At 69.3% G+C, this 20537-nt stretch carries 8 protein-coding genes (1 of these 8 only partly in view); 3 read left to right on the top strand and 5 right to left on the bottom strand.

Annotation, left to right across the window (positions count from 1 at the left end; translation table 11 throughout):
- Both rpoB and AB0H21_RS32955 read left to right on the top strand, forming a co-directional pair.
- Positions 1–3116 (top strand): DNA-directed RNA polymerase subunit beta (gene rpoB, locus AB0H21_RS32960; RefSeq protein WP_358524582.1); only part of this gene is annotated, 3116 nt, incomplete at its 5' end.
- Positions 3117–3138: 22 nt separating this feature from the next.
- Positions 3139–7014 (top strand): DNA-directed RNA polymerase subunit beta', encoded by a 3876-nt coding sequence (locus tag AB0H21_RS32955; RefSeq protein WP_358524579.1) that lies wholly within the window; start codon positions 3139–3141, stop codon positions 7012–7014.
- A 116-nt stretch (positions 7015–7130) separates the two neighbouring features.
- Here AB0H21_RS32955 and AB0H21_RS32950 read toward each other — a convergent pair whose 3' ends face one another.
- The 5 genes from AB0H21_RS32950 to AB0H21_RS32930 form a co-directional block, all read right to left on the bottom strand.
- Entirely contained in the window at positions 7131–8231 is a 1101-nt protein-coding gene (locus tag AB0H21_RS32950) for an SIS domain-containing protein (protein WP_358524576.1), read from the bottom strand.
- 28 nt (positions 8232–8259) lie between these two features.
- Entirely contained in the window at positions 8260–9009 is a 750-nt protein-coding gene (locus AB0H21_RS32945; RefSeq protein ID WP_358524573.1) for an SDR family NAD(P)-dependent oxidoreductase, read from the bottom strand.
- A 115-nt stretch (positions 9010–9124) separates the two neighbouring features.
- Entirely contained in the window at positions 9125–9862 is a 738-nt protein-coding gene (locus AB0H21_RS32940; protein WP_358524570.1) for a thioesterase domain-containing protein, read from the bottom strand.
- Between the two features lie 36 nt (positions 9863–9898).
- Positions 9899–10690 (bottom strand): phytanoyl-CoA dioxygenase family protein, encoded by a 792-nt coding sequence (locus AB0H21_RS32935; protein WP_358524568.1) that lies wholly within the window; start codon positions 10688–10690, stop codon positions 9899–9901.
- Positions 10691–10725: 35 nt separating this feature from the next.
- Positions 10726–11772, bottom strand: coding sequence for a methyltransferase (locus AB0H21_RS32930; protein WP_358524565.1), 1047 nt, complete (start codon positions 11770–11772; stop codon positions 10726–10728).
- Between the two features lie 688 nt (positions 11773–12460).
- Here AB0H21_RS32930 and AB0H21_RS32925 point away from each other — a divergent pair.
- A protein-coding gene (locus AB0H21_RS32925; RefSeq protein WP_358524564.1) for an amino acid adenylation domain-containing protein crosses the window boundary here: on the top strand, positions 12461–20537 show its 5' portion. Its footprint extends 4523 nt past the window's final position; only the first 8077 of its 12600 coding nucleotides appear in the window; the start codon lies at positions 12461–12463; its stop codon lies off the right edge, out of view.

Genomic DNA, 20537 nt, shown 5'->3' with positions numbered 1-20537 from the left:
TCACGGCGGAGTTCATCAATAACACCACCGGTGAGATCAAGAGCCAGACGGTGTTCATGGGCGACTTCCCGCTCATGACCTCCAAGGGCACCTTCATCATCAACGGCACCGAGCGTGTCGTCGTCTCCCAGTTGGTGCGGTCTCCGGGCGTCTACTTCGACCGGTCGGTCGACAAGACCTCCGACAAGGACCTGTACAGCTGCAAGGTGATCCCGTCGCGCGGTGCGTGGCTCGAGTTCGAGATCGACAAGCGCGACAGCGTCGGTGTCCGCATCGACCGCAAGCGCAAGCAGGCCGTCACGGTCCTGCTGAAGGCCCTGGGCTGGACCAGCGATCAGATCCTCGAGCGTTTCGGCCAGTACGAGTCGATGCGCGCCACCCTGGAGAAGGACCACACCTCCGGCCAGGACGACGCGCTGCTGGACATCTACCGCAAGCTGCGCCCGGGCGAGCCCCCGACCAAGGAGTCCGCGCAGACGCTTCTGGAGAACCTGTACTTCAACCCCAAGCGTTACGACCTCGCCAAGGTCGGCCGGTACAAGATCAACAAGAAGCTCGGCGTCGACTCCGAGATCAACCAGGGCACCCTCACCGAAGAGGACATCGTCGCCACGATCGAGTACATCGTCCGGCTACACGCCGGCGAGGTCGCGATGCCCGGGGCGAACGGCGAGGTCGTCGTCGAGACCGACGACATCGACCACTTCGGCAACCGGCGCCTGCGCACCGTCGGCGAGCTCATCCAGAACCAGGTCCGCCTGGGTCTCGCCCGCATGGAGCGCGTGGTCCGCGAGCGCATGACCACGCAGGACGTCGAGGCGATCACGCCGCAGACCCTGATCAACATCCGCCCGGTCGTGGCGTCGATCAAGGAGTTCTTCGGCACCTCGCAGCTCTCGCAGTTCATGGACCAGACCAACCCGCTGGCCGGTCTGACGCACAAGCGGCGTCTGTCCGCGCTCGGCCCCGGCGGTCTGTCGCGTGAGCGCGCCGGCTTCGAGGTCCGTGACGTGCACCCGTCCCACTACGGCCGCATGTGCCCGATCGAGACGCCGGAAGGCCCGAACATCGGCCTCATCGGCTCGCTGTCGTCCTACGGCCGCGTGAACTCGTTCGGGTTCGTCGAGACGCCGTACCGCAAGGTCGTCGACGGCCGGGTCACCGAGGAGATCGACTACCTGACCGCCGACGAGGAGGACAGGCACGTCATCGCGCAGGCCAACACGCCACTGCGCGCCGACGGCACCTTCGCCGAGGACCGCGTCCTGGTCCGCCGTAAGGGTGGCGAGCTGGAGTTCATCCGGCCGACCGAGGTCGACTACATGGACGTCTCGGCGCGCCAGATGGTGTCCGTCGCGACCGCCATGATCCCGTTCCTGGAGCACGACGACGCCAACCGCGCGCTCATGGGCTCCAACATGCAGCGCCAGTCGGTGCCCCTGCTCAAAAGCGAGGCCCCGCTGGTCGGCACGGGCATGGAGTACCGCGCCGCCACCGACGCCGGCGACGTCATCACCGCCGAGAAGGCGGGCGTCGTCGAGGAGGTCTCGGCCGACTACGTCACCGTGATGAACGACGACGGCACGCGCACGACCTACCGCGTGGCGAAGTTCAAGCGCTCCAACCAGGGCACCTGCTTCAACCAGAAGCCGATCGTCCGTGAGGGCGACCGCGTCGAGGTGAACCAGGTCGTCGCCGACGGTCCCTGTACCGACAACGGCGAGATGGCCCTGGGCAAGAACCTGCTCGTGGCGTTCATGCCGTGGGAGGGCCACAACTACGAGGACGCGATCATCCTGTCCCAGCGCCTGGTGCAGGACGACGTGCTCTCCTCGATCCACATCGAGGAGCACGAGGTCGACGCGCGCGACACCAAGCTGGGGCCGGAGGAGATCACCCGGGACATCCCGAACGTGTCGGAGGAGGTGCTGGCCGACCTGGACGAGCGGGGCATCATCCGCATCGGTGCCGAGGTCGTGCCGGGCGACATCCTGGTGGGCAAGGTCACGCCCAAGGGTGAGACCGAGCTGACCCCCGAGGAGCGGCTGCTGCGCGCGATCTTCGGTGAGAAGGCGCGTGAGGTGCGTGACACCTCGCTGAAGGTGCCGCACGGTGAGATGGGCAAGGTCATCGGCGTGCGGGTGTTCAGCCGTGAGGACGGCGACGAGCTTCCTCCGGGCGTGAACGAGCTGGTGCGGGTGTACGTGGCCCAGAAGCGTAAGATCACCGATGGTGACAAGCTGGCCGGCCGGCACGGCAACAAGGGCGTCATCTCCAAGATCCTGCCGGTGGAGGACATGCCGTTCCTGGAGGACGGCACGCCGGTGGACATCATCCTCAACCCGCTGGGCGTGCCGGGCCGTATGAACGTCGGCCAGGTGCTGGAGACCCACCTGGGGTGGATCGCCGCCCGCGGGTGGGACATCACCGGCGTCGAGGAGGCCTGGGCCGAGCGGCTGCGCGACAAGGGCTTCGGCCAGGTCGATGCGCGCACCAACGTCGCCACCCCGGTGTTCGACGGCGCCCACGAGGAGGAGCTCACGGGCCTGCTGGACAACACGCTGGTCAACCGGGACGGCGAGCGCATGGTCGGCGTCAACGGCAAGGCGCGGCTGTTCGACGGCCGCTCCGGCGAGCCGTTCCCGCACCCGATCTCCGTCGGGTACATCTACATCCTCAAGCTGCTCCACCTGGTCGACGACAAGATCCACGCGCGGTCGACCGGTCCGTACTCCATGATCACCCAGCAGCCTCTCGGCGGTAAGGCCCAGTTCGGCGGCCAGCGCTTCGGTGAGATGGAGGTGTGGGCGCTGGAGGCCTACGGAGCGGCGTACGCCCTCCAGGAGCTGCTGACCATCAAGTCCGACGACGTCCTCGGCCGGGTGAAGGTCTACGAGGCGATCGTCAAGGGCGAGAACATCCCCGAGCCGGGTATCCCTGAGTCCTTCAAGGTCCTGATCAAGGAAATGCAGTCGCTGTGCCTCAACGTGGAGGTCCTGTCCAGCGACGGCATGTCCATCGAGATGCGCGACACCGACGAGGACGTCTTCCGCGCGGCGGAGGAACTCGGCATCGACCTGTCCCGGCGCGAGCCGAGCAGTGTCGAAGAGGTCTGATTTTCAAGCGAGGGGATAACAAGTGCTCGACGTCAACTTCTTCGACGAGCTCCGCATCGGCCTCGCCACGGCCGACGATATCCGTCAGTGGTCGCACGGCGAGGTGAAGAAGCCCGAGACCATCAACTACCGCACCCTGAAGCCCGAGAAGGACGGTCTCTTCTGCGAGAAGATCTTCGGTCCGACTCGGGACTGGGAGTGCTACTGCGGTAAGTACAAGCGTGTCCGTTTCAAGGGCATCATCTGTGAGCGCTGTGGCGTCGAGGTCACGCGCGCCAAGGTGCGCCGCGAGCGGATGGGTCACATCGAGCTGGCCGCGCCGGTCACCCACATCTGGTACTTCAAGGGCGTCCCGTCGCGCCTCGGCTACCTGCTCGACCTGGCCCCGAAGGACCTGGAGAAGGTCATCTACTTCGCGGCCTACATGATCACGTACGTCGACACCGACATGCGTGCCCGTGACCTGCCCTCGCTGGAGGCGAAGATCTCCGTCGAGCGGCAGCACGTCGAGCAGCGCCGCGACGCCGACATCGAGTCCCGGCAGAAGAAGCTCGAGGCCGACCTGGCCGAGCTGGAGGCGTCCGGTGCCAAGGGCGACCAGCGCCGCAAGGTCCGCGAGGGCGCCGACCGCGAGATGCGCCAGCTCCGCGACCGCGCCCAGCGCGAGCTCGACCGCCTGGAAGAGGTCTGGAGCCGCTTCAAGAACCTCAAGGTCCAGGACCTTGAGGGCGACGAGCTGCTCTACCGCGAGATGCGCGACCGCTTCGGCCGCTACTTCCGCGGTGGCATGGGCGCCCAGGCCATCCAGGAGCGCCTGAACAACTTCGACCTGGCCGCGGAGGCCGAGTCGTTGCGCGAGACCATCCGCAGCGGCAAGGGTCAGAAGAAGGCGCGCGCCCTGAAGCGGCTGAAGGTCGTCTCCGCGTTCCTCACGACGCGGAACTCGCCCAACGGCATGGTGCTCGACTGCATCCCGGTCATCCCGCCGGACCTGCGCCCGATGGTGCAGCTCGACGGTGGCCGGTTCGCGACCTCCGACCTGAACGACCTGTACCGCCGGGTCATCAACCGGAACAACCGCCTCAAGCGGCTTCTGGACCTCGGCGCGCCCGAGATCATCGTCAACAACGAGAAGCGGATGCTCCAGGAGGCCGTCGACGCGCTGTTCGACAACGGCCGCCGCGGCCGCCCGGTCACCGGGCCCGGCAACCGTCCGCTCAAGTCGCTGTCCGACATGCTCAAGGGCAAGCAGGGACGTTTCCGTCAGAACCTGCTCGGCAAGCGCGTCGACTACTCCGGCCGTTCGGTCATCGTCGTCGGCCCGCAGCTCAAGCTGCACCAGTGCGGCCTGCCCAAGCAGATGGCGCTGGAGCTGTTCAAGCCGTTCGTGATGAAGCGCCTGGTCGACCTGAACCACGCGCAGAACATCAAGTCGGCCAAGCGCATGGTCGAGCGCGCGCGCCCGGTCGTGTGGGACGTGCTCGAAGAGGTCATCACCGAGCACCCGGTGCTGCTCAACCGCGCGCCGACCCTGCACCGCCTGGGCATCCAGGCGTTCGAGCCGCAGCTCGTCGAGGGCAAGGCGATCCAGATCCACCCGCTCGTCTGCACGGCGTTCAACGCCGACTTCGACGGCGACCAGATGGCGGTCCACCTGCCGCTGTCGGCGGAGGCCCAGGCCGAGGCGCGCATCCTGATGCTCTCGACCAACAACATCCTCAAGCCGGCCGACGGCAAGCCGGTGACCATGCCCACCCAGGACATGATCATCGGTCTGTACTGGCTGACCACCCAGCGGGACGACGCCGTGGGCGAGGGCCGGGTCTTCGGCTCGGTCGCCGAGGCCCTGATGGCGTTCGACCGGGGCGAGCTGGACATCCAGGCCAAGATCCAGGTCCGCGTGAAGGACGTCCCGCCGCCGCGTGGCTGGCAGGCGCCCGAGGGCTGGGAGGCCGGCGAGAGCTACCGCCTGGAGACCACGCTCGGCCGCGCCCTGTTCAACCAGACGCTGCCCGACAACTACCCCTTCGTGAACTCGCAGATCGGCAAGAAGCAGCTCTCGGCGATCGTCAACGAGCTCGCGGAGAAGTACCCGAAGGTCGAGGTCGCGACGGCGCTGGACGCGCTGAAGGACGCGGGCTTCCACTGGGCGACCCGCTCCGGCGTCACGATCTCCATCGACGACGTCGTCGCGCCGCCGAACAAGGCCTCGATCATGGAGTCGTACGAGCGCAGGGCCGACAAGGTGCAGCGCGAGTACGAGCGCGGTCTGATCACCGACGAGGAGCGCCGCCAGGAGCTCATCGAGATCTGGACGCACGCCACGGCGGACGTCGAGACCGACATGGTGAACGCCTTCCCGGCGACCAACTCCGTCTGGATGATGGTCAACTCCGGTGCCCGCGGTAACAAGATGCAGGTCCGGCAGATCGCGGGCATCCGCGGCCTGGTGTCCAACACCAAGGGCGAGACGATCCCGCGTCCGATCAAGTCCTCCTTCCGCGAGGGCCTGTCGGTGCTGGAGTACTTCATCTCCACCCACGGACAGCGAAAGGGTCTGGCCGACACCGCGCTCCGTACCGCCGACTCGGGTTACCTCACCCGTCGTCTGGTGGACGTCGCGCAGGACGTCATCGTCCGCGAGATCGACTGCGGCACCGACCGCAGCGTCCCGCTGCACGTCGGCGAGCGCGACTCCGCCGGCACGCTGGTCAAGGCCGACAACGCCGAGAGCAACGTGCACGGCCGCATCCTCGCCGAGGACGTCGAGGTCGACGGCAAGATCGTCGCCTCGGCCGGTGTCGACATCAACGACCAGATCGTCACCGCGCTGGTCGACGCGGGTGTCGAGACGGTCCGGACGCGCAGCGCGCTCGTCTGCGAGGCCAAGATCGGCGTCTGCGCCACCTGCTACGGCCGCTCGCTGGCGACCGGCAAGCTCGTGGACGTCGGCGAGGCCGTCGGCATCATCGCGGCCCAGTCGATCGGTGAGCCCGGCACGCAGCTCACGATGCGTACGTTCCACACCGGTGGTGTGGCGGGCGCCGACATCACCCACGGTCTGCCCCGTGTCCAGGAGCTGTTCGAGGCGCGCGTCCCCAAGGGCGTCGCCCCGATCAGCGAGGCCGACGGCCGCATCCGGATCGACGAGACCGACAAGACCCGGAAGGTCGTCATCACGCCGGACGACGGTTCCGAGGAGATCGCCTACCCGGTGTCGATGCGGTCGCGCCTGCTGGTCCAGGACGACTCGCGCGTCAAGGTCGGCCAGCAGCTCATCGCCGGCGCCGTCAACCCCAACGAGGTGCTGCGCATCCTCGGCCCGCGGGCCGTGCAGCTCCACCTGGTGGCCGAGGTGCAGGAGGTCTACCGCTCGCAGGGTGTGTCGATCCACGACAAGCACATCGAGATCATCGTGCGGCAGATGCTCAAGCGCGTGAACGTGCTGGAGTCCGGTGACACCGACCTGCTGCCCGGCGAGCTCGTCGAGCGGCCGCGGTTCGAGGCGGTCAACCGCGAGGTCGTCGCCGAGGGCGGCACCCCCGCCTCCGGCCGTCCGGTGCTCATGGGCATCACCAAGGCCTCGCTGGCCACCGAGTCGTGGCTGTCGGCGGCGTCCTTCCAGGAGACCACGCGGGTGCTCACCGACGCGGCGATCCACGCCAAGTCGGACTCCCTGCTGGGCCTCAAGGAGAACGTCATCATCGGAAAGCTCATCCCGGCGGGTACGGGAATGTTCCAGTACCGCAACATCCGGGTCGAGCCGACCGAGGAGGCCAAGGCGGCGATGTACACCGTTGGCGGCTACGACGGCTCCGCGACCGACTACACCTTCGGCACGGGCAGCGGCGAGGCCGTCCCGCTGGAGGAGTACGACTTCGGTCAGTACAACCGGTAATCACGGAAACGGCGGGTGCCCGGAGAGCCTGGCTCTCCGGGCACCTGCCGTTTCCGGCCTTCCGCTGAAGAGGTCCGGGGCCTCTGGGCGGCCCCGTCATCCGGGTACCGCGGCCGTCACACCCGGCTCTCGTCGAGGATGGTCCGCTGGTGGTACCACGGGTTGCCGGCGGCCTCGGAGATGAGGTCGCGCGACCGGGTGTTGTGCGCCCGGCCAAGGGCGAGCGCCATGCGCTGGATGAACTCCAGCGCGGTGAAGTACTTCCGGATGAAGGTCGGCTGGTCGAGGTGGAACTGGGTCACCTCGATGTTCCCGTTCTGCGGGATGTCCTGGGTGAGCAGGCCGACCAGGTTGTCCATCTTGCGTCGGGTGTACTCGTCGTCGTCCTGCTCGGTGAAGAGCAGGACGCTGTGCTTGCGTTCCGGGTCGGACAGCGTGGCCACCTCGCTGTGGCAGAACTCGTGGAAGTAGTTGCGCGTGGCCGGGGTCATCGCCATCTCGTTGATGTGCATCTTGGCGAGCTTGAGCAGGCTCTCGTGCCACTTGGGCGAGGCGACGAGGATGATGTTGGCGTTCTCGCTGCGTTCGGCCGCCACCTGGGCCAGCTTCTCCAGGTGCGGGGTGAAGTCCTTTTCCAGGTGTCCGGGCAGGGCCTCCACCGATCGGCGGTGGTCCTCCTTGATCAGCCCCAGCCTCAGGAACATGTCCAGCAGGATCGCGAAGTACTGCCCCACGTGGAACAGGGGGTACTCGCGGTCGGGGTCGCTCAGTTCCCAGCGCGCGATCGAGATCCCGTCCTTCCGGCCCAGCTCGGCCAGGCGGCCGCCGGACGTGAGCAGGAGCGTGCGGTGCTGCTTGTCCTTGAGGGCCTGCAGCACCCTTATCGGTTCCTCGGAGTGCCCGCTGTAGGAGCTGATGATGAACAGCGTCCGCTCGTCCTCGATCACCGAGCGCGGCAGGAGGTAGGTGAACTCGTAGTCGTTGAAAACGTAGATCTCCAGCTCACAGCCGGCCGCTTTGAGGAATGTCTGGATCACGTCGGAGACGATCGCCGAGCAGCCCATCCCGGAGAAGACCACCCGGGTGAAGTCTCCTGCCGCCATACGCGCTCTGAGCTGGTCGGTCACCTCCGCCACCGAGTATTCGTGCCCTTTGAGAAAACCGGCCCGGTAGCCGTTTCTCAGGAAAGCTTCATAGCGGTCCAGACGCGACAACACGGGTCATCCCTTTCGTTCGAAGAATTCATTACCACATGAATTGGCCGCCATCGACGATGAGCTTCTGTCCGGTGATGTAACGGGCCTCATCGCTGAGGAGGAACTCCAGCACCGCCGCCATCTCGTCGGGCGAGCCGATCCGGCCTTGGGGGATCTCGGCGAGGAGGCTCGCGAGATGTTCGGGTTCCGCGGTCCGATAGCGCGTCCTCATCTCCTCGGTGTCGATCATGCCGGGAATGAGGCAGTTCACCCGGATGGTCGGCGCCAGTTCGAGAGCGAGGCACTTGGTCATGTGAAGCAGGCCGGCCTTGGAGGCGCAGTAGTTGACGCCGCCCAGCCGTGGCCTGATGGCCGTCGTCGCGCCGACGGTGACGACGCACCCGCCGCCCGCCGCCAGCATCGCCGGGGCGAAGGCCCTGGTCAGGTAGAACGGTCCGGAGAGGTTGGCGTCGATCACCTGACGCCAGTCCTCGTCGGTGATGTCGAGGAACGGCTTGTCGATGTTGCGGCCCGCGTTGTTGACCAGCGCCCAGGGGGTGCCGTGGTCCTCCAGGACGGCACGGCTCACCTCGGCGGCCACCCGTGGATCCGACACGTCCGCGCGGATCGCGACGAAGCCGTCTCCGATCTTCTCCGCCGCGGCACGGGCGGACACCTCGTCGTTTCGGTACAGGGCGACCACGCGGTAGCCGCTCTTGACGAGCCTCCAGCTGAAACTCAGCCCGATTCCCTTGGTGCCACCCGTCACGACCGCGAGCCGCTCGGCCGGGTTGTCCATCAAAGCCTCCTCACTCCAGGCTCACCTTTCACGGCTCACCTTCATCAGCCGGCGGCGATCCGGGCACCGCCGTGTACCTGCCGGCGCGCGCCGGTCCCTCGGGTCCCCTCGGGGGTCAGACCGCGGAGCGGCCGTTCCGGTCGGCGCCCACGGGCATGGCGGCGATCAGCTCCTGAAGCTCTCCTGGGCAGTGGAGGAACTCGAAGTGCGAGCCGGGGAGCGTGCGGTGCTCCAGCCGCAGGGCGACCCGTTCCCAGCCGGGGAAGACCTCCTCCAAGGGAACGATGGTGTCCTCGGTCCAGCCGACCACGGTGACCGGCACCTCGATCTCGTGGCCCGGCGGATAGCGGTAGGCACGCTGCACGACTTGGTCGTGCCGCAGGAGCTCAGCACCCATGGACGCCATTTCGGGGAGCAGCGTGCTGCCCATCTGGCGGGCCATGGAAACGATCTCCTGGACGAAGTCGTGCGCGTCGAGGTCGACGAAGTTCAGCCTCCCGTACAAGCCGGCGTCGGGCGCGCCCCACGACGACGCGATGATCCACAGCGGCAGGGAGCCGGCGTGCTCCGCGAGGTACCGCGTGGTCTCCAGCGCGTACGGGACGGCGCCGCAGTGACCGAAGAAGGCGAACGGCCGCCCGCCGAGCTCCCCGACGAACCCGGCCAGTGACTCGGCGAACTCCCCGTGGGTCCGCGGGCCGGGCTCGCGCAGACGGTTCTCGCGTCCGGGCGGCTGCAGCGCGCAGACGGTCATGCCGCCGATCTTCCTCGGCCAGCGCCGGTAGGAGGTGGCTCCCACGCCGGAGTACGGCAGGCACAGCAGAAGGGGGGAATCGTCGTCGGGAACCGCCATGAGATTCCAGCGGCCCGGCCGTACCTTCCTCATCGGTTACGCTTCGCTCACTCGCGTGCGATCAAGCCCCAGCCTGATCGCCCTCTCCACCGGAGAGTACGCGCCGTCCGCGCGGTGGAGCCGCAGAGGACTGGAGGGCAGCAGCGCGGGCTGCGCCATGAATCGCGGCTCGGTGCCGTGGTGCGGCTGCGCGGCGTGGACCAGGAACGGGTGGCACAGATACACCGTTCCCGCCTCCCCGACCACCTGGGCCTCGGGCAGGTGGTCGGTGCCGTCGAGCTTGTCCAGGAGATAGTCCAGCGAGATCCCCTCCTCGCCCGCGTGCTCCAGCAGGGGAGGGATGTACAGGTGGGAGCCGAGCCGCATCCGTGTCGGAGCGTCCTTGTCGCCTGTGTCGGAGAACAGGAAGAGCATCAGCAGTGCCCGCTCGCGCGAGCTGACGTTGATCCAGTACCACCCCGGTGTCGGGCCCTTGTAGCTCCCGTCGACGTGCCACATGGTGTCGCCGGGGTCGGCGCCGAGGGGGAACCTGATCGGGAACGTGCCCATGCTGGCCGGGGGGACCCAGCGTCCCTCGCCGCAGATCTGGTCGAAGGCGCCGAGCAGGCGCGGGGTGTTGGCGGCCTGCCGGAAAGGCTCGTCCTCGCGGTCCCAGACGCGGACGACGGGCTCGGTCCAGGTCGTGCGGTCGTCGGGGTCGGCGTCGATGGAGTTCCAGAGCAGCGTGCGGCAGGTCTCGGCGAGCTCGGCGGAGAAGGCGCCGTCGACGCGCACGACCCCCTCCTCAACGAACTGCTCGACCTGGGCATCGGTGAGTGATTTGGCCATGGGATTCCTTTCTTCGCTGTCTGGGGGAGGGGGTGTCAGGACGGCTGGGCCGGCACGCAGGTCAGGAGGGCGGACCCCGACGGGGTGTGCCGCACGGCCTCGATTCGCATGCCCGAGGCCGCGACGAGATCGGTGAACTGGCCGATGGTGCGTTCCTTGCTGCCGAAGACCACGAGCATGTGCAGGTTGACGGCGGCGTCGGGGTAGTCGACCGTGCCGTCTCCGGCGACGCGGTCCACGATGAGGACCCGTCCTCGCGGCCCGGCGGCCTCGGCGCACCGGCGCAGGATGTCGAGGGCTTCGGAGTCCGCCCAGTTGTGGAGGACGTGCGCGAGCACGTACACGTCCGCGCCCTGCGGGACGGAGGTGAAGAAACTGCCTGTCACGACCTCGGCCCGGTCGCCCACCCCGGCCCGGGCCAGTGCCTCGCGTCCCTTCTCGGCGGTGGCCGGCAGCTCGACCAGGGTGCCGCGCAGGCCCGGCCTGGCCGTGAGCAGCTCGATGAGCAGGTCGCCGGAGCCGCCCCCGACGTCCACGACCCGCGTCACGCCTTCCCAGTCGTGGCCGGTCACGATGTCGGGCGCCCAGTAGGCGGCCATGGTCGTCATCAATCCGTCGAAGGAGGAGGCGAGATAGGGGTCGGCGGCCATGTCCTCCCAGAGCGACCGGCCGAACACCTTCGGGTACGCGGCCTCCCCGGTGCGCACTGTTTCGAGCAGACCGGTATAGGACAGGTCGAAGCGGCCCCCCGCGCCGTTGAGGTCGAGGGAGTCGCGCAGGCGCGCGGGGTGGTCGCTGGTCAGTACGTGCGCCGCCGCGGTGAGCCCGAAAGTGCCGGCGGTGGGTTCGGTGAAGATTCCCTTGCCGGTCAGGAAGCGCATGAGGGACAGGAGCGCGTCGGGGTTCGTGCCGGACTTCGCGGCGAGGTCACCGATGGCCGCGCAGCCCGAGGACACCAGGTCGGGCAGTCGCAGCGTGGCCGCGACCCGGATGGCCAGCGGTGAGACGACGTCGCACAGCCCGATCAGGCGCTCCATGTCCTGCGGGCCGGTGTCCTCCCCCGTTGCGGTTTCCGCATTCACCGGATTCCACCCTTTCTGTCGACAGGCTTGCGCATGCATAGGCAGGCCACCGGTATGGCGAAGCACATGGATTGGCATTAGACGGCTTTGTTTTTCCGGCTGTGGGACCGGACCCAACTCTGGTGTCACGGGCTACGGACGACGCCGTCCGGCATCGCTTGGAAATGGTTGCGCAGGTCAAGTCGATGTTTGACGATGTGGGCAGCCGGCGGCGGGAAACCGTGTGATCCGCAGCCACTGACGCAGGCTAACGCGGCACCCGAGGATATGCCAACCCTTGGGGCTGACTACGCCGATCCTGATGTTTGACTGCCGAGTCGACTTGTATTGACTGGGATCATAAAGCCATTTAGCGCATGGCCGAGTGTGGCGACGTCTCGGCGGCCGGCCCTCGCGATGCCTTCATTTCTCGGCATATTGCCTGGTCGGGAGGCTGTTCGCGTGCCGGGGTCGCCGGTTCCGCTGTAGCGATATGTGATTGCGCCGGTACGGATTGCCGTTGTCGCGCGTCGAACTACATTGGTTCATGACTCTATGTCAACCCCTTGACTTAACGGATTTGACTCTGGTGGTATCGACCCGAAGCAGTGGTCGAGCCGCATCCTGAAGCGGCGCAGCGATATTCGCGCCGGATGGACGGCGTTGCGAGTCGAACGCAATGACCTCGGGGGTTTAACTCTTGATGAATTTGCCTATCAAGTTTGAATTACAGGCTGCTGATACCCCGACCAGGGGGGCGGTCAGCTTCGAGAACGAGACACTCGCGTACGCCGAACTCAATGAACGCGCCAACCGTCTCGCCCACTACCTGATCGGGCGAGGAATCGGGCCGGAAGATGTGGTGGCGCTGGCGTTCCCCAGGTCCGCCGACCTGATCGTCGCGATCCTGGGCGTTCTGAAGGCCGGTGCCGCCTACCTTCCGCTCGACCCCGACCACCCCGCCGAGCGCATCGCGTTCATGCTCGGCGACGCCCGCCCCGCGCTCGTGCTCGGCTCCGACGCCATGAGCGTGTCCTCGGACGTGCCCCAGGTGGTGCTCGCCGACCCCGCGGTGGCGGCGGCGATGGCGGACCAGCCGTCGGCCGATCCCACCGACGAGCAGCGACTGCGCCGGCTGACCCCCGACAGCCCCGCGTACGTCATCTACACCTCCGGCTCGACGGGCCGTCCCAAGGGCGTCGTGATCCCGCACCGCAACGTGCTGAGGCTCTTCACCGCCACCGATCGCTGGTTCGGGTTCGGGCCGGACGACGTGTGGACACTGTTCCACTCCGCCGCCTTCGACTTCTCGGTCTGGGAACTGTGGGGAGCGCTGCTCCACGGCAGCCGGGTCGTCGTGGTGCCGTACGAGACCAGCCGCTCTCCCGACCGCTTCCTCGGCCTGCTGGTCCGCGAGGGCGTCACCGTCCTCAACCAGACCCCGTCGGCGTTCTACCAGCTCGTCCAGGCCGACCAGAACAACCCCGAGCTCGGCGCCAGCCTCCGCCTCCGCACCGTCATCTTCGGTGGCGAGGCGCTGGACCCCCCGCGGCTCGCCGACTGGTACCGGCGGCACGCCTACGACGCGCCGCGCCTGGTCAACATGTACGGCATCACCGAGACGACCGTCCACGTCACCTACGCGCCTCTCGACGACCCGGCGAGCATCGCCTCACCGGCCAGTGTGATCGGCACCGGCATCCCCGATCTGGTGACCCACGTACTGGACGAGCGGCTCGCCCCCGTGCCGGACGGGACGGTCGGCGAGCTGTACGTCGCCGGTGGTGGGGTGGCCCGCGGCTACCTCAACCGGCCCGGCCTGACCGCCCAGCGGTTCGTCGCCGGCCTCGACGGCGTTCCCGGCGCCCGCATGTACCGGACCGGGGACCTCGTCCGGCGTAACGCTCGTGGAGAGCTCGAATACCAGGGCCGCGCCGACGGACAGGTCAAGATCCGCGGGGTGCGCATCGAGCCGGGCGAGATCGAGTCCGTGCTGGCCGAGCATCCGGGCGTGGAGCAGGCCGCCGTGGTGGTGCACCAGGACGGCGCCGACGACCGCAGGCTCGTCGCCTACGTGGTGCCCGGCTCCGGGAGCGTCCCGGTGTCCGAGGATGCCGTGGACGAGCACGTCGCACACTGGCAGCAGGTCTTCGACGCCGAGTACGCCGACGCCGCGTCCGCGCTTTTCGGCGAGAACTTCGTCGGCTGGGCGAGCAGTTACGGTGATGGTGCGCCGATCCCGCTCGACCAGATGCGCGAGTGGCGCGACACCACGCTGGAACGCGTCCGCGCGCTGCGTCCTCGGCGGGTGCTGGAGATCGGCGTGGGCACCGGGCTCCTGCTCGCCCACCTCGCCCCCGAATGCGAGACCTACTGGGGCACCGACCTGTCGTCACAGGTGATCACCGCGTTGCGCGCCCAGGTGGAGCGGGACGAGCGCCTGGCCGGCGGCGTGGTCCTGCGGAGCCAGGCCGCCCACGAGGTGGACGGCCTCCCCGAGGGCACGTTCGACGTCGTCCTGATCAACTCGGTGACCCAGTGCTTCCCCAGCGGCCAGTACCTGGTGGACGTTCTGCGCGCCGCGGTGCGCCTGGCCGCCCCCGGCGGGGCCGTATTCGTCGGCGACATGAGGGACCTGCGCTCGGTGCGGCTCTTCCGCGCGGGCATCCAGCTCGACAAGGCCCTCCCCGGTGACGACCTGGTCGCCGTCCGGCACGCGATCGAGCGGTCGCTGCTGCTGGAGAAGGACCTGCTCGTCGACCCCGACTTCTTCGCCGCCTTCTGCCGGACCGAACCGCACGTCCGCGGGATGGCGGTCGAGATCAAGAAGGGCCGCCACCACAACGAGCTGACCCGCTACCGCTACGACACCGTCCTCTACAAGGACTCGCCGGCGCTGAAGGACCTCGGCTCCGTGCCCCCGCTGCGGTTCGGCCGCGACATGCCCGATGTCCCGGCGCTGGCGCGGCGGCTCGCCGCCGGAGACCGGGAGCCGATCAGGCTCGAAGGCGTGCCCAACGGACGGCTCGTCCACGAGATCGCCGCCGTCCGCGCGCTCGACCACGGCGCCGGGCTCCCCGAGGTGCTGGACGCCTTCGCGTGCCATGGTGGCGTGGACCCCGAGGAGCTCTACGACCTCGGCGAGAAGTACGGATACCGCGTCCACCTGACCTGGGCCAGGCAACTCGGCGAACTGGACGCCGTGTTCGTCCCCGCCGGGGACGCGCCGGACGACGTCCGGCCCTTCGCCACCTACCGGCCGGTGAACGGGGACGGCGACCCTGTGGCGTTCACCAACAACCCGGTCGCCTCACGCGACAGCGTGGCGGTCGGCGCCGCCGTACGGGCCTTCGCCCGCGAGCGGCTGCCGGAGTACATGGTGCCGGCGGCTGTGGTGGTGGTGGATCGATTGCCGTTGACGCCCAACGGCAAGCTCGATCGTGCCGCGTTGCCGGCGCCCAGCTGGGAGAGCGGCGGTGGGCGAGGGCCGCGCGATCCTCGCGAGGAGGTGTTGTGCGGGCTGTTCGCCCAGGTGCTGGGCGTGGAACGGGTCGGCATCGACGACGGCTTCTTCGACCTGGGCGGCCACTCGCTGCTGGCCACCAGGCTGATCAGCGCGATCCGCGACACGCTGCACGTGGAGCTGCCGATCCGCGCGTTGTTCGAGGAACAGACGGTGGCCGGGCTCAGCGGGCGGCTGGACGCCGAGGCCGATGTGCGCCCCGCCCTGACGCCGAGGACACGCCCCGAGCGGGTGCCGCTCTCGTTCGCCCAGCGACGGCTGTGGTTCCTGAACCGGCTCGAAGGTCCGAGCGCCACGTACAACGTGCCGTGGGCGCTGCGGTTTCACGGTGCGCTGGATGTGAAGGCGCTACGTGCGGCGCTGGCCGACGTGGTGGCGCGGCACGAGGCGCTGCGCACGGTGTTCCCCGAGCATGATGGGGAGCCTTACCAGGTGATCCTGAGTCCGGACGAGGCAGAGCCGATTCTGGAGATCGTCGAACGGGCGGATCCCGCCAGGCTGGAGGAGTCGCTCGCCGCCGCCGCGCGCCGCGGGTTCGACCTCGGCGGCGAGTTGCTGGTGCGGGCCAAGCTCTTCGTGCTCGGGCCGGACGATCACGTGTTGCTGCTGCTGATGCATCACATCGTGTGTGACGGCTGGTCGGCGGCGCCGTTGTCGCGGGACCTGATGGTGTCGTACCAGGCGCGGCGTGCGGGTGTGCCGAACGCCTTGCCGGAGCTGCCGGTGCAGTACGTGGACTACACCTTGTGGCAGCGGGAGCTGCTGGGGGATCCGGATGATCCGCGCAGTGTGCTGGCCCGGCAGACGGAGTACTGGCGGGATCGGCTGGCGGGGCTGCCCGAGCAGATCCAGCTCCCGGCCGACCGCTCCCGCCCCCCGGTCGCCTCGTACGACGGTGACATCCACGCCTTCGCCTGGGGCCCCGACCTTCACCGTGATCTGAGCGCCCTCGCCCGCGAGTCGGGCGCCAGCCTCTTCATGGTGCTGCAGGCGGGCCTCGCCGCGCTGCTCTCCCGGCTCGGCGCGGGGACCGACATCCCCATCGGCACGCCCATCGCCGGCCGCACCGACCGCGCGATGGACGATCTGGTGGGGTTCTTCGTGAACTCGCTGGTCCTGAGGGTGGACACCTCCGGCGACCCGAGCTTCCGCGACCTGCTCCAGCGCGTGCGCGAGACGGCGCTCGCCGCCTATGCCAACCAGGACGTGCCGTTCGAGCATCTCGTCGAGGTGCTCAACCCAGGGCGGTCTGTGGCCTACCAGCCGTTGTTCCAGGTGGTCCTCGCGTTGCAGAACGCCCCCGACGGAGTCGAGGGCGGCGACGTGGAGATCGTTCACCACGAGGCGCTCACCGGCAAGTCGCGCCTCGACCTCGTCGTCCGCGTCCACGAGGAGACGCGGGGCACCACCTCCGCGCTGGCCGGCGTCGTCGAGTTCAGCACCGACCTGTTCGATCGGGACACCGTGGCCGCGCTGGTGGACCGGCTGGAGCGGATCCTGCGCGCGGTGGTGGCCGAGCCCGGGATCGTGCTCGGCCGGCTCGACGTGCTGGGGGACGACGAGCGGTCGGCGTTGGCGGTCGCGGGCTCCGGCGGGCCGCTCCCGCTGGATGCGGCCTCCCTCGCGCTGGGCGATCTGTTCGCGGCGCAGGTGGCGCGGAGCCCGCACGCGGTGGCCGTGTCATCGGGGTCACCGGGGACACCGGGGTCACCGGAGGCATCGGGGCCGGTGTCGTTGACGTACGCGGAGCTGGACGCGCGGGCGTCGGCGTTGGCGGCCCGGTTGCGTGCCGTGGGGGTCGGTCCCGAGGCGGCGGTGTTGCTGCTGATGGAGCGGTCGGTGGACCTGGTGGTGGCGGTCCTTGCCGTGATCAAGGCCGGTGGTGCGTACGTGCCGATCGATCTGCGCTTCCCGGCGTCGCGCGTGGAGGCGATGGCGGCGGAGACCGGCGCGCGGGTGGCCGTGGCCGACCCCTCGCTGCTCCCACGTGTGCCCGCCGGAGTGCGCGGAGTGTGCGTCGGGGAAGACGCTGGCGCCCTTACCGGGGACGACCCCGTGACGGTGGCCGGCGGCGATCTGGCGTACATCATGTACACCTCCGGGTCGAGCGGGACGCCGAAGGGCGTCGCCGTCACCCATCGCGACGTGGCCGCGCTCGCCCTCGGTTCGACGCGCGATGCCGCGGCCGGAGGGCGTGTGCTGTGTCATTCGCCGGTGGCCTTCGACGCCTCGACGTTCGAGCTGTGGGCGCCGCTGCTGTCCGGCGGCGAGGTGGTGGTGGCTCCGGCGGGTGAGCTGGACGTGTCCGTGCTGGCGAAGGTGATCGCCGGTCGCGGAGTGACGGGGTTGTGGGTCACCGCGGGGTTGTTCTCCGTACTGGCCGAGGAGTTCCCCGGGTGCTTCGCCGGGGTGAGACAGGTGTGGACGGGTGGCGACGTGGTCGCCCCGGAGGCCACGCGCCGGGTGCTCGCCGCGTGCCCCGGGGTGCGGGTGGTCAACGGGTACGGCCCCACGGAGGCGACGACGTTCGCGCTCTTCCATCCGGTGGACGAGCTGGCCGCCGACGCGGTGGCGGTGCCGATCGGGCGGCCCTTGGACGGGATGCGGGTGTATGTGCTGGACCGGTTCCTGCAGCCGGTGCCGGTGGGGGTGGTCGGTGAGCTGTATGTGGCCGGTGCCGGTGTGGCCAGGGGGTATGTGGGCCGGGGCGCGCTGACTGCTGAGCGGTTCGTGGCCGAGCCTCATGGTCCCGCGGGGTCGCGGATGTACCGGACCGGGGACCTGGTGCGCTGGACGGCACAGGGCGTCGTGGAGTTCGCCGGCCGGGCGGACTCTCAGGTGAAGATCCGTGGGTTCCGGGTGGAGCCCGGCGAGGTCGAAGTGGTGCTCGCCTCCCATCCCGGGGTCGAGCACGCGCTCGTCATCGCCCGGGAGGACACCCCTGGCGACAAACGCCTCGTCGCCTACGTCGTGCCGAACGGAGAGGCGCCCGCCGACCCTGACGTCCTGCGCGCGTACGCGCGGACGCGGCTCCCCGAGTACATGCTGCCCGCCGACGTGGTGACCCTGGACCGGCTCCCGCTCACGCTGAACGGCAAGCTCGACAGGGCGGCACTGCCCGCTCCCGACCTCGCCCGGGGCCGGACGGCGCGCACCGCGCAGGAGGCCGTCCTGTGCGCGTTGTTCGCCGAGGTGCTCGGCGTCCCCGAGGTCGGGATCGACGACGCGTTCTTCGACCTCGGCGGGCACTCGCTGCTTGTGACGCGCCTGCTCAATCGCATCCGCACCGTGCTCGGCGTCGAGATCCCCACCCGGGTCCTGTTCGAGACCCCCACGGTCGGCGGGCTCACCGCCCGGCTCCCCGAAGCGTTCGGCGGCCGGCCGGCCATGAGGCCGCGACCGCGCCCGAGCCTGATCCCGCTGTCGTTCGCGCAACGCCGCCTGTGGTTCCTGCACCGGCTGGAAGGGCCCAGCGCCACCTACAACATCCCCATCGCGGTCCGCCTTTCCGGCGAGCTGGACCAGGCGGCGCTGCGGACCGCGCTGGGCCACCTCGTGGCACGGCACGAGACGCTGCGCACCGTCTTCCCCGACACCCGGGGGGTTCCCAGCCAGCGGATCCTCGACCCGGCCGAGGTGCCCGTCCGCCTGGAGACCCGGGCGGTGGAAGAGGACGCGCTGCGGGAGGCGCTCGCGGCGGCGGCGAGGTACGCGTTCGACCTGACCCGTGAACCTCCCGCGCGGTTCCACCTCTTCTCGCTCGCGGCGGACGAACACGTACTGCTGGTGCTGCTGCACCACATCGCGGCGGACGGCTGGTCGCTCGCCCCCCTGGCCCGAGACCTCGGCGCCGCCTACAACGCCGCCCGGCGAGGCGAGGAGCCCGCCCTGCCCGCGCTGCCCGTGCAGTACGCCGACTACGCGCTCTGGCAGGGCGAGCTGCTCGGGGACGCCGGCGACTCCGGCAGCCTTCTCGGCGCGGGCATCGATTTCTGGCGGAGGGCGCTCGAAGGCGCTCCCGAGGAGCTCATGCTGCCCGTGGACGGCCTCCGGCCCGCCGTCGCCGACCACCGGGGCGACTCGGTGCGCGTCACCCTGCCCGCCGGCCTCCACCAGGCGCTCGCGGGGCTGGCGCGGCAGTGCCGGGTGAGCGAGTTCATGCTGATGCAGGCCGCCGTGGCCGTCCTGATGACCAAGCTGGGCGCCGGGGAGGACATCCCGATCGGCAGCCCGTTCGCCGGGCGCGGCGACGAGGCCCTGGACGACCTCGTCGGGTTCTTCGTCAACACCCTGGTGCTTCGCGCCGACACCTCGGGCGAGCCGACGTTCCGCGAGGTCGTCGAGCGTGTGCGGGAGGTGAACCTTTCGGCGTACGCCCACCAGGACATGCCGTTCGAACGCCTCGTGGAGGAGCTGCACCCGCAGCGCTCGCTCGCCCGCCACCCGCTCTTCCAGGTGTTCCTCGCCTTCCGCGCGGCCGAACCCGCGCCGTTCGACCTGGACGGGCTGACCGCGGCGCACCAGCACGTCGACCTCGGCGCGGCCAAATTCGACCTCGCCTTCGACCTGGCCACCACCTACGCGCCCGGCCGCAGGCCGGACGGGATCCACGTGGTCCTGGAATACCGGACGGACCTGTTCACCCGGTCCACCGCCGAGAGCGTCGCCACCCGCCTCCTCGCGCTGGTGGAACAGGTGGTCGCCGACCCCGACCGGCCGATCGGACGGGTGGAGATCCTCACGGCCGGGGAACGGCGGAAGATCCTCACCGTCTGGAACGACACGGCCCACGAGGTGGAGCGGCTGGACGATACCGTGACGGGGCGGTTCGCCGCTCAGGTGCGCCGGACGCCGGACGCCGTCGCCGTCCGCGCGAACGACGGCCAACTGACCTATCGCGAGCTGGACGAGCGGGCCAACCGGCTGGCGCACCGGCTCATCCGGCTCGGCGTGCGCCCGGAGGACGGCGTCGCCGTATTGCACGGCAGATCGTCCGGCCTCGTCGTGGCGACCTTGGCGATCCTCAAGGCCGGGGGCACCTATGTCCCGCTCCACACCGGTTACCCGGTGCGGCGGATGCGGCTCGCCATGGAGGAGACCGGCGCCACCGTGCTTCTCACCGACCAGGAGACCCCGGCCGAGGAGCTGGCGAGCGGCGTGCCGGTCGTCCACGCGGGCGACCCCGGCCTCGCGAGCGAGCCGCACACCCCGCCGGCCACCGAGCCCAGGCCGGACCGGCTCGCCTACGTGATGTACACGTCCG

Source organism: Sphaerisporangium sp. NPDC051011 (assembly GCF_040653595.1).
GTDB lineage: Bacteria > Actinomycetota > Actinomycetes > Streptosporangiales > Streptosporangiaceae > Sphaerisporangium.
Note: the sequence above shows the minus strand (reverse complement) of the source record. Positions and strands in the feature narration are given on the sequence as shown.